Raw genomic sequence first — 15,367 nt, forward strand, 5'->3', positions numbered from 1 at the left:
TTCGATATCATAGGAGTCATAGAAGAACGGTCAGGAAAGGAGAACAAAAGGTTGATGAAAAAAAGATCAAAATGGTTGCTAGGTGCCTTTGGAACTTTGGCGATCACGAGTGCAGGATATACGATTTATCGCTTTAGCCGTCGTCCAAAAAATAGGGCAGATCGTTTTAAAGAGGAAGGGAATTATAAAAAAATCGTTGCCTGTTTGGGGGATAGCCATACTCAGGGGACGATGGCGCATAATTTTGTAGACGATTTAGCTAAGGAATTAGGTTCAGAAGGATACGAGTTTATTAATGCAGGGGTCAATGGGGATTTAGTTTATAATGCCTTGCATCGGATGGGGGAAGTGATTGATACGCATCCCGATTATATTATTATTTTGATTGGAACGAATGATATTTTGGCGCGCTTAAGTAAGTCAAATGAAATTCACTTTGAATTAAAAAAACATTTACCTCAAAAACCGACGGAGGATTGGTTTATACGTAATTTAAATCAATTGTTATGGGAATTGCGGCAACGAACAGAGGCAAAAATTGCTATTTTATCATTACCACTTATTAGCGAAGATGAAAATTCTGTTGCTTTTAAAACAGCGGTTGCGTATAGTCACGATATTTATAAAGTGGCGAAGATTCATGGAGTGACTTACCTTCCACTTAATGAATGTCAGTTGAACTATTTACAGAAAAGTCGTCCGGAAACGAAGCGTTCAGTCGTTCGTTCACCATTTGCGTATTTTATGCCGTCATTTAAACATTATGTTTTAAGAAAATCGTGGGAAGACATTTCAAACGATGCGGGGCTTCAACTCACGATTGATACGGTCCATCAAAATAAAGTAGCGACGGCAATGATTGTTAAATTAGTTCGTTCATTTTTACAAACCGAATAAAAAAACTTCTCTCAGGAGAAGTTTTTTTGTTCTAATCATCGAGGTAATGACATAGAGTGAATTGTATAAACAAAAAGAAAGAAGGTGTCGGTCATTAAACATTTGGCAAATGAAGCAAAATCAGCTAACATCGCAGAATCAGCTAACATTGTTGTTACAGATTTGAAGACAGGTTTAACGAAACAAGAAATCGAAGCATTACGATCGCAACATGGTGCAAATGAATTTACAAAGCCAAAAGAGCGTGGCCTATTTTGGGAGTTATTTGATGTATTTAAAGAGCCGTTAATGGTGATTTTAATTATTGCCAGTGGACTTAGTTTTCTAGTCGGTGAGTATCAAGACGGTATTGGGATTTGCATGGCCGTGTTGCTAGGAATTATTATCGGGCGTGTAACAGAGGGACGCTCGAAAAAGGCGGCAGAGTCATTGGCGAAGATGACAGAGGATGTATTAGTCACTGTTTTACGCGATGGAAAGAAACAAAAGGTTCGTAAAACAGATATTGTTCCAAATGACCTTGTTTATTTGGAAACAGGGGATATGGTTCCAGCCGATGGGGTTGTCCTTGAGTCAACAGATTTAAAATTACGTGAAGATATGTTAACGGGTGAAGTAGATCAAGTTAAGAAGGACAAAGAGGATTTAGTTTATGGAGGGACTCTGGTCGGAAATGGACAGGGACTTATTCAAATTGTTAAAATCGGGGATCAAACCGAGATGGGGGCAATTGCTAAAGATCTCAATCAAGAGGAACAGATGACGCCACTTCAATTAAAATTAGGAAAGCTTGGGCAGATTATTTCGTCGATTTCCTCAGGGGTTGCGGCGATTCTATTTGTCTATATGTTAATCCAAATTTTAAAGGATAGTCATATTCAATTAGAGTTTTCAAGTTTTGGTGCCTTTATTGATTCATTAAAAGAGGTTCACTTTGTGTTTCCAAGTATTAAGACAGCCTTTATTGTCTGTGTAGGATTAATTGTTGCGGCAGTACCGGAGGGATTACCGACGATGGTTAATATTACATTAGCTATGACAATGGCGAAAATGGCGAAAATCAACGTCTTAATTCGTAAAAAAGAGGCTTGTGAAACGATTGGTTCTGTTAGTGTGATTTGTAGCGATAAAACAGGAACATTAACAGAAAATAAAATGAAGGTTGGAAAATTATTTGCCAACGGTCATGAAACGCTATTTAAAGAAGTGAATGACTATCCATTACTTGTAGAGAACTGTTTAGTGAATAGTTCTGCTGAAGTTGAGTTCAATGGAACACATCATAATTATTTAGGGAATCCAACTGAAGGAGCAATCATTGCCATGGTGAATAACCCAAGTTATCAACATGTGCGTGAAAAAGCAAATATTGTGTATCAAATTCCATTTGCTTCTTCAAATAAATATATGTTAACGGTGACCAAACATTCGATGAGTTATCATATTTTATCAAAAGGTGCACCGGAGGTTATTTTAAAACAATGTAAGAGTGAATTAGTAGACGGGAAAATTCGTCCGTTAACAAAAGTGCGTGAGCAGGCAATATTAGATCAGATGAAAGAACTTCAATCGAATGCAATGCGTATTATTGCATTTGCATCAGCGGAAACAACGCGTAAAGAGGACTTCATGAATAAAAAACAATGGTTCCATCAACTGACGTTCCAAGGGTTTGTCGGAATTAATGATCCATTACGCGAAGGGGTAAAGGAGTCAATTGAATGCGCACGTGATGCAAGAATTGAAACAAAGATTTTAACGGGGGATAATATCCATACAGCAATTGCAATTGGAAATGAAATTGGAATCTTAACGCCGGATAAACGAGCAGTTGAGGCAAGTTATATCGATGGATTAACGGATGAGCAATTACGCGAAGAGGTAAAGAGTATCGCTATTGTGGCAAGATCGATGCCAAATACAAAGATGCGTATCGTTTCTGCTCTTCAAGAGAATGGAGAGGTTGTTGCCGTCACAGGTGATGGAATCAATGATGCTCCCGCATTAACGAAGGCGGATGTCGGAATCGCTATGGGAATTGCCGGAACAGAAGTTAGTCGAAATGCAGCAGACATTATTTTAACGGATGATAGTTTTAATACGATTGTTGAGGCGATCAAGTGGGGACGTGGAATTTATAATAATTTCCAACGCTACTTACAATTCACTTTAACTGTTAATATTATTGCTTTCTTACTGACGATTATTTCGCAATTATTAGACCAACCGTTGCCATTTACAACGATTCACTTACTGTGGGTAAATATTATTATGGATGGTCCACCGGCGCTAGCGTTAGGATTAGAGCCTGTCCGTCAAACGGTGATGAAGCGTAAACCAACGTCTAAAAATGCAAGTATTATCAATCGTTTAATGATTAATACGATTGTTATGAATAGTATCTTTATGATCCTAGTGTTGCTCGCTCAGTTGAAATACAACTTCTTAGGAGCTAATTTAGATCATGTCACACATGGAGCAAGCGAAGGACAAACGGTGATTTTTAGTTTATTTGTAAGTTTAGTTTTATTTAATGCCCTTAATTGCCGTGAATTTGGATTAGTGAGCATTTTCAAAAACTTCTTAAAAAATAAAATTGCCTTGTTAATTTTAGCCGGAACATTCATTATTCAGGTGATTGTGACGCAATTAGCAGGAGGTTTCTTCCATACGGTTCCATTAAGTGCCGTGATGTGGCTTAAAATCGTAGCAGTAGGTTCAACCGTTGTTTTATTTAATGAAATTTTAAAATGGGTGTTACGATTAATTAATCAGACACGTCGCCGTGTTCGTCGAGCGAAAAAACGTCGCGTCGCAACGACAAATGCTTAATTAATGTCCATGACAAACAAAAAACCAACTCTTCATTATGAGGAGTTGGTTTTTTTGATGGCAAGATTAGAAGGTAACAGATTGATGGAGCGTATAAAGGGTGCCATCAATTTCAAGGTAAAGTTCATAGGTTCCTGATAATCCCGCTGCGTTAATATACTTAGTGACGCTTAATCGATCGTTGTCCTTAATCTGCTCTTTATCAAATAAATCGACACACATGGCTGAGTAAGCTTTGCTAGATACTCGAATATCATAGACCTTCTGTTCTCCAAGTTTATTTAAAATGAGTTTCACCTTTTGCCCTTCATGGAAGTCCCCTGTAAAAATAAGACGATCAGGTTCTTTAGATAGTTTAATTGCATAAGTGTCATCGGTTAGAGCATTAGCCTGATTGAGATGTTTTACTTTAATAGGAAGGGTTGGTGTTTCTCCTAAAGTTCCGCGTATTTCTCCAGGTGTAAGGGAGTAGCTAAGATGGGGTGGATAAAGACTCATTTTTGATGCTCTATAAAAGTGGGCCGGTAAAGTGAGTTCGAAAATGGTTTCTCCATTTTTAACTTCTACGGTTTGACTTGAAAGTGTCGGGTGATCATAGAAGAAGGCCGGTTGGTTCGTCGCCACCCCGTTAACTGAACCAATTCCTCCTGAATGAACGAGGTAATGATCGGTTTCTAACTCGTCGATTTCAGAGATATAAGGGGAGTAAAATTCACTTCCACGCTCTTTTCCAAATTGAAAGGTTTGTTCAATCGTCATGTCCTGAGGATTGAGATGGTAGACAACGCCCCGTGAGTAATTGTTCGGAGCAGGGAGATAGGTGAACGGATCTTTTGAACGGTTATTTCCGTTATCAAATAGGGCTAAATCTCCATTGGCTAGAATTTTAGCGGAGTGTTGCGACCACTGCCATTCAAAATCATCACCGATAGGGGTAAAGAAGTAAGATTGCATGTCATCTGGCCAACCCGTAGGATCACCAACAATCCACTTTAGCTCCCCTGTGTCGTAATCCAAATAGACCACTGCATCTTGGTGACGTCCCGATAAAACGATGGCACGGTTGGCTTCATCATAGGCTACCGAATTATTATGGAACCAATCTTCTTTCGTCCAGTTTTCGCTTTTAGCGGCTTCCATCGGTAAGATTTTTGTTAAATCCCATGTTTTAATGATTTCTCCCGTTTGACGATCAACTTCGACAATTGCATCTTCAACGGTTAATGCATGCGGTGTATTGGTAGCAACTAAAAAGTTTCCGTTGGGTAATTCAATGGCGTCATGATGGTAGCCTCCGGGTAATTGATAGTCAACATAAATTTTTCCGATCAAATCCATTTCAACAAGTCCCGTCATATAGTAAGGAGGAGCGCTTGTTCGATCGGCACTTAATAGGAGATGCCCATTATTAAGACGAGATACCTCCCAAATATTTTTAGTTGTTAAGAACCAACGAACATCCCCGTTTATGTCGTAGGCAGCCGTATAGCCAGTAGAAGCAGGGGTCAGAAAATAAAGGTCATTCCCTAATTGTTGACGATCGGCAGACGTATGGGTTGGTAGGGGGAAATCAGCAGGAAGGGGATCAGTTTGAAGTTCAATGGTTTGTGTTTTTTCCTCGCCGAGCGTTAAGGTAACTTGATTTAACGTATCTGCATATAGCCCATAAACTGGAATTAAATGGGAGGTTGTTGCATCAAAGGTATGGGTGAACGTTGTTTGTTCATCCTTCCCTTTAACGGTCAAGGTCACCGGTTGGGCTTCGTCGGTATGAAAGGCAATTAAGGCAGAAAGCGGTGCATTGCCGTAGGGATTTAAGCTAACATAAGGGGATTCAAATGTATAGGTCGTGTTTTTTAATGTCTCACTAAGCGTTTGGTCAATCTGGTGTTGATGAGACATAGTATGATCGATTTCCTCAACCGAAGGTGATTTTTGGTTGAAGAATAGTAAGCATACTCCAATAAGCAAGGCGATTCCGCCTAATAAATAAAGTTTTGTTTCTCGTTTCATCGTATTCTCCTTTTGAAGACAAAAATAGAAAGCTATAGTTAAATAATAACCATTTTACAAAAAACTAAACCAAAAATCAACAAATTTAGTAAGGTGAGGAAAATAGAAAAACAGCTCATGGAGCTGTTTTTCTATTTTATAATGTGGATAAAAGAACGGTCATCAACTGTTACATGTGAATGTTTCATAAAATAATTAATAATAATTTCCGTCATTTCGATTGGGATTTCTTTTAAGACTTTGCAACCGCGTAGGCACTCGTAACCCCCGACGCCACTCGCACGGTAATTGTTCATCACGAGACTGAAGGAATCATGAGGTTGAACTTCTTGATCATGGACACGCATTGACACGACACGTGATCCAACCGGTTGAGTTAAGTCAAACGTATAAAAGACGTTCGAGAAGAAGTCATAGTTGTAGTGAGCCACCTTCGGCTGTAAAAAGCGACGGGCAACGGATAATTCATTGTTTTCGTAATGAATATAAGAGGCACAGACTTCAAGCGCTTCTTTTAAAATGGCCCCCGTCACTTCAAGAACAACGAGTGTATTTGGATACACATAGGTTGAAACAATATCGCGAACTGTCACGCGTTCGTTAAACCCTTTAACGACATTAGCAAAAGAGGTACAAGAGAGATCCGCATCAGAGACCTCGAGCTGAATCTGATTAATAAAGTTTGCAAGAAGGGAACCTTGAGTTGCCATCTGAATTCGCTCATCGGGTTGTAAAGGCTGATTTAAGAAGCCTGCCGGTTCATCTAGCCAGGTTTGAACGCTTTGTTGAAGGGGCATTAATGCCTGATAAAGCGTCGGATCAGGGGTATCTCCAGCAGGTTTTAAATCAGAGGTAATTTTAAATGAAGCGGTTTGATCGTCTTTTTTAACTATAATTTCCGCATATTGACTGGCATTATGTGGGGGCTGAACCACGTGGGTTCCGAATAAGTCATGATCTTTTAATGGAACATGTTGATGCCCCGTCAGAAGAACGTCAAAAGCAAGTTCTTGACAAATTTTATAGGCAATGTTTTCAGATGATGTACTCAATTGTTCGTGCGTCGCTAAGTCATATTCAAATCCACCATGGTAGATTCCAATTAAAAGATCGACTTGAGGTTTGAGTTCGTCATGAATGGATTGAATCGATGAAAAGGTATCACGCACTTCAAAGTTTTCAAGGTTGTGCGCTTTTTCCCAGATGGGGATAAAATCAGTGGTAAATCCGATGATTCCTACTTTTAATCCATTTTCCATCACTTTAATGTCTGATGAAAATAGGGGAAGTTGCCCTGTTTTATCAACGATGTTTGCACAGAGGCATTTAGCGTTAAGGGAAGTTAAGTAAGATTTTAAGTAATCATAACCATAGTTAAATTCATGGTTTCCAAGGGTGATGTAGTCATATCCCCCTCCGTTCATGACTTGGGCCACCGGGTGGGCTGTTAAGGGGCGTGAACTTAAATAGGTCATAAAAGGCGAACCTTGAATGGTATCCCCACCGTCAATGATGAGGGTATTCCCGTCTTTTTTGTAATTAGACACAATATTTAGCATCCCCATCGGTTTTTCGGTGCGATCCGTATAATCTGTCGGATAAACGTATCCGTGTAAATCTGATGTAAAATAAATTTTTAATTGTTTCATGTTGTAACACCTCATTTTAAATTATAACACAAAAAACGACATTTATTAGCCCTCCGTGCTCGTTTATTGAAGAATGCGTAGACCGTTAGGAATCGGTTGTTATTTTCCTAAAAAAGTCCAAACTCTCTCTAAACGAGGCAAAAAATGTGGTAAAATAAAGAAAAAGATGCTGATAGAAAAGGAATGACGAATGATGACAGAGAAAATGTTAGTGACAGCGACGCCACCCATGCAAGAAGAATGGAAAGAATTAGAAGAAAGTGAGTTATGGGAACTGTTAACACAATTACGAGAAGTCGATCCCGAGCTTTATGAGGATGCCGTTCAACGAATTCCTTATTTAGTGAAGCAAAACAAGTTAGTGTTTAAGTCGACACAAAAAACAGTGAAGCAGTTAACAAAATCGGCGAAGCAGACAAAAAAATATTATTATAAATTATCGAAAGCAATCATGAAGTTAATTAAGCGGGATGATGTCGCTCAGGAATTGAAATTAGAGTTGATTGAGCTATTAAAGGAATTGACGATTAAAATGGAGGGATGCGATCAACAAGGACAAGCGGCCCTCGTGGAGCGCCACAAGAAAACGATGGGATATGGAACGCTCGCTTTAATGACCATTGCGGCTGTTTATGGAGTTGTTACTCGCCAAAAGTCAACAGAGGTGACGCCAAACGATGACCGTTCTTAACGGTCTTTTTCTTTGGTGCGATAAACGTTGAAATTTAAGAATCACATGCAAGTTTAAAAGAAGTGTCTGTGGGAGTTTAATTTTTTTAAACGTTGGTTAAGGTCAGAGGAAATAAGGGAGGGCTATCTTACTGACGTGAGGATGAAGGACAAAAAAGGGGGAATCATCGTTCTGACTCGAGATATTTTTCATGATTTGCCTCGATGTGGAATATACTTTAGTAGACGAACGTATAGGGGGGGGAGGAGAATGAAAAATCCAATTCAGTATCAACGGCAAATGGCGTTGCAACTTCATTGTGGGATTCACGCCTTTTGTTTTGTCGTAACGTTTATTTGTATGTTGTTTTTGCGCTTTGAGGTCGGCTTTTTAGAGGTTTTGGCCCTCATCATCCCGCTTATTGGGGTTTTGGCTCTCTTTTTAAACTCTAATTTAGGAAAGGGACGACGAGTGATGAAGGAATGTTACCTTTGTGCGAGTGCGGCGAGCGTTCTATCCTTATTTTTGCTTTCACAGGTCTTAATGCAATTTTGTTGTAATTACTGGTTTGGCGGGCTTTTGTATTTCTTATTTACAGGGGCAGCGCTTGCCGGATTAGCCTATTTTATTTTTTTAGGCGACATGCAGTTTTTATCGAAATGTTTAACGCCAATTGCCCTTGTTGGAAGTATTGTGATCGGTCTTTTAGTGGCAATTGTTATCTATAAGTTTTTCATTGCCTATTGGTTTAATGCGGGGTTTATTTTATTTTTAAGCTATGGCCTATGGGTATTAAATTTAGTCTTAACTATTTTTATTTGTTTAGATTTGCGCATTTTATTTTTAAAAGGACGTTAAAAGGAGTTTAAAAGATGGAATCCATAACGGTTTGTTATCGACGGATGGCTAAATCAGATTTAAAGGGGCTATTGGAATTATCTCAAGATCCCCACTTCTTAGCAGGATATGGGCAGACAACGGATTGGCCAACAACACCGGAGCAAATTCTGAGTTGGTATGAGGCTAATCTTTTGGACCCTAAGACCGCCTATTTTTCAATTGAGGTGGGGGAAGAGAAACAATGGGCAGGTTTTATGAGTTTAACGGATTTTAGTGAAACAAAAGAAGAGGCATGGTTAAGCATTGGTGTTTGTCCGAAGTTTTGGGGACAAAAAATTGCAACGAAGGTGTTAGGGCAATTCATTCAGGATTGTTTTGCAAGTGGTCCTCTAAAACGTTTAAACTTGTTTGTCTTTGCAACTAATCAACGGGCGCTAAGACTTTACACTCGACTCGGTTTTACCGTTCACTCATTTCATAAAACGCCATTTGGAGAGGTATATCAACTGTATGTGATGAATTTTTAGGAGGGTTGAAATGAAAAACAGGATTGAGAATAGCTCGTGGCTAGAAGGGGAGGAGCAATCCCCACGCTTATTTAAAACCGAAGGGAAACTTCATTTTGATCAAGCGATGAGGGAGGGGGATCGCTTAGCGAGTTTAAGCTTTAATATGTCAGATTATGAACGCTTAGTCTATACAGAACAAATTGCAACACAAGGATGCAACTATTTGACGATGGGGCTCATTGTTCGAGGGAACGACTTAGATGAAATTAATTATAAGGTCGCCTTTTATAATGAAAACCTCACGTGTCTAGATATATACGTACAAAACGTTGCTCCTGAGATTGAGACCCATTTTAAGCGAATCTGTGTCACCTATCCCATTCCAACAGATACAGCTTTTATTCGCGTCGGTTGGGAATTTAAAGGGCTTATTACAGGGATGAGTTGCTTTCATCCGTTTGTTTATTTACAGTAAAAAAGACGTCTTCTATTTTAGGAGACGTCTTTTAAATTAATGATGAGATGATCGCTTTTCCATGCTCCATCCTGTTGCCGCTAAAATTAAAGAAATGATGGGAGAAAGTAAGTTGAAGAAGGCAAAAGGTAAGAAGGCGATCGGATTTAAGCCAAGCGTGGCTAGCATATAAGAACCGCATGTCGTCCATGGAATTAAGGGTGAGGTAACGGTAGCACTATCTTCAATCGCGCGTGATAAATTTTTAGCTGCTAAATCGCGTTTTTCATATTCTTCCTTATACATGCGTCCTGGCATTACAATGGCTAAGTATTGATCACCGGTCACAATATTTGTGAAGATACAGGTCATTAAGGTTGCGAAAACGAGACCGAAGGTCCCTTTAGCGAATTTTAGAATATGAGATGAAATGGTTTCAAGCATCCCGGTCTTTTCTAACACCCCACCGAAAGAAAGGGCGCAAAGAACAAGGGAAACGGTCCATAACATACTATTTAATCCACCGCGGGTTAGTAAGTCATCAACGGCTTGCACCCCGGTATGAGATTCATAGCCGTAATGCATGGCTGACATCACATCGGCTAAACTTGCCCCTTGAAAAATCATCGCTAAAACACCACCGATAACGGTTCCCGTTAATAGGGCTGGTAATGCTGGGACTTTTAAGATGACCATGGCAATGACCGAAATCGGAGCGAGTAAAAGAATAGGGGATAACGTATGGAAATGGTTTAAAAGCGTCGTTTGAATTAAATCAATTTGTGCGGTATCGAGGTTTTTTCCCGCAAAATTAATTCCAATCAGCGCGTAAAGAACTAGCGAGATAAGGTAGGCGGGGACGGTTGTATAAAGCATATGCTTGATGTGTTCGAATAAATGGGCCCCGGCCATAGCGGGCGCTAAGTTGGTTGTATCAGATAACGGTGACATTTTGTCTCCAAAATAAGCGCCAGAAATGATGGCCCCTGCAATAATAGGGGCACTGATCCCAAGCGTTTGTCCAATTCCAAGGAGCGCAATCCCCACTGTTCCGGCTGTTGTCCAAGAAGAACCTGTTGAAACCGCGACGATTGAACAAATGAGAAGGGTGGCTACTAGGAAAATACTTGGCGATAAAATGTTAAGCCCCCAATAAATCATCGAAGGAACGACACCACTTAAAATCCAAGTTCCAATTAAAGTTCCAACAATTAGCAAAATTAAAATTGCCTGAACCGCCATCGTAATGGTTTGAATAATTCCGTTTTCAAGCTCTTCCCACTTAAAACCGAGTCGATAAACACCAATGAGGGCCGCAACGACCGTTCCAAGTAAGAGCGGGATTTGAGGGTCCACTTTAAAGAGGGTTAAGGATAAACCTAAAATAATAATTAAAAAGATAATCGGGATTAGTGCTTCAACTAGCGTTGCCTGGCGGGCCTTTTTCACGCTCATCACTCCTTTTTCAATAGAACTCTATTTATATCATATCTAAAAAGCACAAATAATATCTTAAAAAATTGATTTTTGTCAAACATTACTATATCATGCAAAATAGGAGGATGTAAATTAATTTTTTAAAGAAATCAAGAGGAAGGGTAGCCCTTAAAACACGTAAATATTAGATATTAAGGTTGCCTATCCTGAAAAAATATGGTATAGTTTAACTATGCTTAATAGTTCTTTTGGTATTTTTCACAGCATCAAATTAATTGAGTTTCTTGGGGTTTATAACGAAGGGGAATTGTGTGGGGAACAAAATTGCATTAAGTATTAAATTTTGAAGTTTTTTTGGAGGTATCAGATAATGACAGGAACAGTTAAATGGTTTAACGCAGAAAAAGGATTTGGATTCATTTCAGTTGAAGGTGGAGACGATGTATTCGTACATTATTCAGCAATTACAGGAGAAGGATTCAAAACTTTAGAAGAAGGACAAAACGTTTCTTTCGAAATCGTTGAAGGAAACCGTGGAGCTCAAGCTTCTAACGTTGTTAAATTATAATTAAACGTTTAAAACGTTGCTAAAAAGGTTAGCATCCCTCATGGGTGCTAACCTTTTTTACTTAGGCCCCCGTTTAAAAATGGGGGGAACTTTTCCATCTGGTATCAATAACCTTAAACAGTTTGATGCATCATCGTCGATCACGTCCTCTTTAGTTGGGTAAAAATATAGTAATGGGTTTAGGGTCTGTATTTATTAGGATTTTTTGAGATTAGTTTTCAACGCATGAAGAAGTCAAACTAAATAAATTTAAGTATCTATTGGGATAAGTAGACGTCTACCTATGAGTGGGGGAGTTATTTCAACAGAAGGATTTTTTCTAAAATATGATGGAGGAGTGACGAAGAAGGAAAACTCCATAATGGGTGTAAGTAGGGGACGAGGTCATTATAAAATTCCGCTTAGAATAAATAACAGACTTGAAATAGCTAAACTGATACTGAAAAGTAACTAAGACTGAGTGTTGTTCTATATTAAAAAAACCGAACAGATCAAAATTAATCGAGTAAGTTAAAAGAAAGACTGTAAGGATACATCCATTCATGATATAGGAGGGCCCCTTAGTTTAAGAGACGAACGCAAAGATTCCAATAGGAGATTTTTTAAACGATTATAAAATCATCACGACTGTTTAATGGTGTTTAAATGAAAATAAAGTACAAAAAAGCAGGCGTTAATCGCCTGTTTTTTTTAATGATAATCCCCTTTAAGGAAGGGGGGGATTAGGTTTTTCCTGCTAATAAATGATGAACGGTGATAGAAAACACTGCCTTTGTCTAAAAAAGGAGGTGAATAAAAGGGGCATCAATGGTCGATAATTTAATGAGACATGCGTGTATGATTTTTGTTTAAAGATTCGTTATCAACGAGGAACTAAAATTCACTTGAAAAATAAAGTGGGCATATACATTTTATGGTGAATTTGATAAAATAAAAGAATCTGACGAGAGAGGGGGATTTTTATCAAAATATTAATAACCGAGCTATTTTTGAGTCATATTCCGACGGGGAAGACGGCATTTGTCTTGCAAAAAATGAGCCAGTTTGTGCAAGAGTATGAAGCATCAAAGTTTAACATGTCTTCGATGCGAGCTGGGGTATCTGTTCGTGAAATTAAACATAATAAAAATGGCTTACGAATTTTTAAATTACGAATTAATAAAGGCGATCGGTTGTTGTTTACCTTTGATACGATGCGAATCCGCCCTGAATATCGCCAATCCATTATTTTTTTAGATTACTGTCATCACGATGATCAAGCGATGCAAGGTCGAACCATTGGGTTACATTCACAAGACGTTTTGGAATACGAACCGATCGAAGAGCGCATTGAACTTGAAATTGACCAGCGTTACGCAGATTTTGATTATGATCCTAATCGAGTGATTACCCGAGTGATGGATGTTCAAACGATGGCTCAACTTCTTGATGATCGTGAAGATCGGGCTGTTTATTATTTAAATGATGAACAGTTTGCGTGTTTAAAAGAACAGGATGCCCCGACCTTTATTTTTGGAAGTGCGGGCAGCGGGAAAACAACGATTAATATACATAAGGCTTTTATCTTGGCAACCCAACCGATGAACATCGGATACTTTACGTACTCGAACTATTTAGTGGAGGATGCTAAGAAGTTATTTCACAAAATTATTGAACAGTCACCCGAATATCGAGCCGATGACCTTATTCGACGTGTGAATTTTCATCCCCTTAACGAGTACATGTCGGCCACCATCAATCAGTATAATGTTGTCACTTACGAACAGTTCCGGACGTGGATCATCGAGCGTCAACCACTCCTTCTTCGTCAACTCGATCTCCCGATTTATGATATTTGGAAAGAAATACGTGGGCTGATTAAGGGAATGATTCCAAAAGAGTGGCTGACCTATCGTGTCAATATCCATCAAAAAAAGATACCGATGGACCTGGTCGATGTATTAATCCAAAAAGGATTAGCGAAACGAAGCGGGGACGATCTTCAACTCCAAGCTGAAAAACTCTACGCAGCGAAAGCAAGATTTTTAGATGCTTATGAAACACGGGCGATTTTGTTAATGCATGAATTGCTCGATGAATATTTACTCACCCATCCAATGATTGACGAAAACATTTACTACGCCCTTGATGAACAATATTGTGTGTATTCGAGGCAATCTCGCGAATGGTTATATGAGTTAACTTTACGTTATCAGGCATTTCTACAAGAAACCGGGCTACTTGATGAAAATGATCTGGCGCGTGAATTTTTAAAAAAAGTTAGTCAAAAAGAGATGGCTTTGTTTGATTTTGTGATTGCCGATGAAATTCAAGATTTAACAGAAATTCAAATTTATTGTTTAATTCGCCTCGCTAAAAATAAAAATCAACTGTTATTTAGCGGAGATATTAATCAAACAATTCGCCCGACGTATTTTCATACGGGACGAATTGAAAGTTTATTAAAAACATCGAATACGCATCTTGGGTTTATTAAACATCAATTGATTAAAAATTACCGAAGTACGAAAGAAGTTGTTGATTTGGCCAATCAAGTGGTCGACTTGCGAGTCGAACACCTTGGGCGTCAAAAGAAACATGATTATCATGAAGTTGCCGTTCGTGAGGCTAAACATTCGATCTATTATTTTAATCCCGCCCAACCTAAAGAAGTCATGCGATTACTTGAGACGGCGATTCAACGTCATTATGTGGCAATCGTTGTTCCAAATGAAGCGGAAAAACGTAATTTTCAACAGTTAACCCAATTAAAAGGGGCGATTTTCACGGTTGAAGAAATTAAGGGGATTGAAAAGGACTATATTATTTGTTACAACGTAATGAGTTATTATCACAAAGAATGGGAACGAATTTTAACAACAGATGTAAAATATCAAAATCAATATCGATATTATTTTAATCTTCTATATGTTGCGCTCACGCGCGCGAGACATCATTTGTGTTTCATTGAGGAAAGGGTGCCCTCACTTCTTTTTGAATATTTTCGTCCGCACTTTTTAATGTTTGAGGCATTTGATGAGGCGGAGTTGAAGTTAAATCAAATTTCAACGGATAATGAGTTTTATAAAGAGGCGAAACGATATGAAGCGCATGAGTTATATGAGCAGGCGATTTTAGAGTATGAGCGCTCGAATCTTGCAGGAGCTGATCAAGATGTGAAGCGATGCCGGGCGTTAATGTTAAATAAGGAAGGTCACCACTTAGAGGCCGGTCACGCCCTTATGCAGTTAAAGGCATACGAGCTTGCAGCGAAATGTTATCGTCAGGCGCAAAATCAGCTACTGTATTTAAAGGCACGGGTTTTTTCCGATATTCCGTTTCAAACGCTAAAAGCAGAGTTTGAACAGGAAGGGATTGATTTAGTATCGTTTGTCTATGACCGAGAGGAGCCCATTAGTTGGGTGAAACGATTTAATCGTCTCTACATGAAATACGTGTTTGAACAAATGAAAGGCATCAATCGAATGATAGACACGATAGAGAAAATGAAGGGGTGAG

11 protein-coding genes are annotated in these 15,367 nt (G+C 38.9%); 8 read left to right on the forward strand and 3 right to left on the reverse strand.

Translation table 11 applies throughout. The features are described from left to right. The first annotated feature begins 54 nt into the window (after positions 1 to 54). Positions 55 to 897, forward strand: coding sequence for an SGNH/GDSL hydrolase family protein (locus tag AACH31_RS04980; protein ID WP_161832587.1), 843 nt, complete (start codon positions 55 to 57; stop codon positions 895 to 897). A 102-nt stretch (positions 898 to 999) separates the two neighbouring features. After that, entirely contained in the window at positions 1,000 to 3,729 is a 2,730-nt protein-coding gene (locus AACH31_RS04985) for a calcium-translocating P-type ATPase, PMCA-type (RefSeq protein WP_262950599.1), read from the forward strand. Positions 3,730 to 3,795: 66 nt separating this feature from the next. Here AACH31_RS04985 and AACH31_RS04990 read toward each other — a convergent pair whose 3' ends face one another. Both AACH31_RS04990 and AACH31_RS04995 read right to left on the reverse strand, forming a co-directional pair. Then, on the reverse strand, positions 3,796 to 5,742 hold the full coding sequence (locus AACH31_RS04990; protein WP_161832586.1) for an aryl-sulfate sulfotransferase: 1,947 nt from the start codon (positions 5,740 to 5,742) through the stop codon (positions 3,796 to 3,798). A gap of 131 nt (positions 5,743 to 5,873) precedes the next feature. Beyond that, the gene (locus AACH31_RS04995) at positions 5,874 to 7,391 is read right to left on the reverse strand and encodes a bifunctional metallophosphatase/5'-nucleotidase (RefSeq protein ID WP_262950597.1); all 1,518 of its coding nucleotides are present in this window, start codon (positions 7,389 to 7,391) and stop codon (positions 5,874 to 5,876) included. Positions 7,392 to 7,584: 193 nt separating this feature from the next. Between AACH31_RS04995 and AACH31_RS05000 the strand changes: the two genes are divergently transcribed. The 4 genes from AACH31_RS05000 to AACH31_RS05015 all read left to right on the forward strand — a co-directional run bounded on the left by AACH31_RS05000 (position 7,585) and on the right by AACH31_RS05015 (position 9,885). Continuing rightward, positions 7,585 to 8,082 (forward strand): hypothetical protein, encoded by a 498-nt coding sequence (locus AACH31_RS05000; RefSeq protein WP_237658975.1) that lies wholly within the window; start codon positions 7,585 to 7,587, stop codon positions 8,080 to 8,082. Positions 8,083 to 8,331: 249 nt separating this feature from the next. Further along, positions 8,332 to 8,919, forward strand: a complete 588-nt coding sequence (locus tag AACH31_RS05005; RefSeq protein ID WP_161832584.1) for a hypothetical protein — start codon at positions 8,332 to 8,334, stop codon at positions 8,917 to 8,919. Between the two features lie 14 nt (positions 8,920 to 8,933). Further along, a complete protein-coding gene (locus AACH31_RS05010) occupies positions 8,934 to 9,428 on the forward strand; it encodes a GNAT family N-acetyltransferase (RefSeq protein ID WP_161832583.1) in 495 nt (164 codons plus the stop codon). Positions 9,429 to 9,438: 10 nt separating this feature from the next. Further along, a complete protein-coding gene (locus tag AACH31_RS05015) occupies positions 9,439 to 9,885 on the forward strand; it encodes a hypothetical protein (protein ID WP_161832582.1) in 447 nt (148 codons plus the stop codon). Between the two features lie 36 nt (positions 9,886 to 9,921). Here AACH31_RS05015 and nhaC read toward each other — a convergent pair whose 3' ends face one another. Beyond that, positions 9,922 to 11,313: a Na+/H+ antiporter NhaC gene (gene nhaC, locus AACH31_RS05020; RefSeq protein WP_338617987.1), complete on the reverse strand. Its 1,392-nt coding sequence runs from the start codon at positions 11,311 to 11,313 to the stop codon at positions 9,922 to 9,924. A 355-nt stretch (positions 11,314 to 11,668) separates the two neighbouring features. On the opposite strand from nhaC, the gene cspD reads away from it, so the two are divergent. Further along, entirely contained in the window at positions 11,669 to 11,869 is a 201-nt protein-coding gene (gene cspD / locus AACH31_RS05025) for a cold-shock protein CspD (protein WP_161832600.1), read from the forward strand. Positions 11,870 to 12,858: 989 nt separating this feature from the next. Beyond that, entirely contained in the window at positions 12,859 to 15,366 is a 2,508-nt protein-coding gene (locus AACH31_RS05030) for a UvrD-helicase domain-containing protein (RefSeq protein ID WP_237658972.1), read from the forward strand. Position 15,367: the final 1 nt, after the last annotated feature.

It is taken from the genome of Turicibacter faecis, from assembly GCF_037076425.1.
In the GTDB taxonomy this organism is placed as follows: Bacteria; Bacillota_I; Bacilli_A; order MOL361; family Turicibacteraceae; genus Turicibacter; species Turicibacter faecis.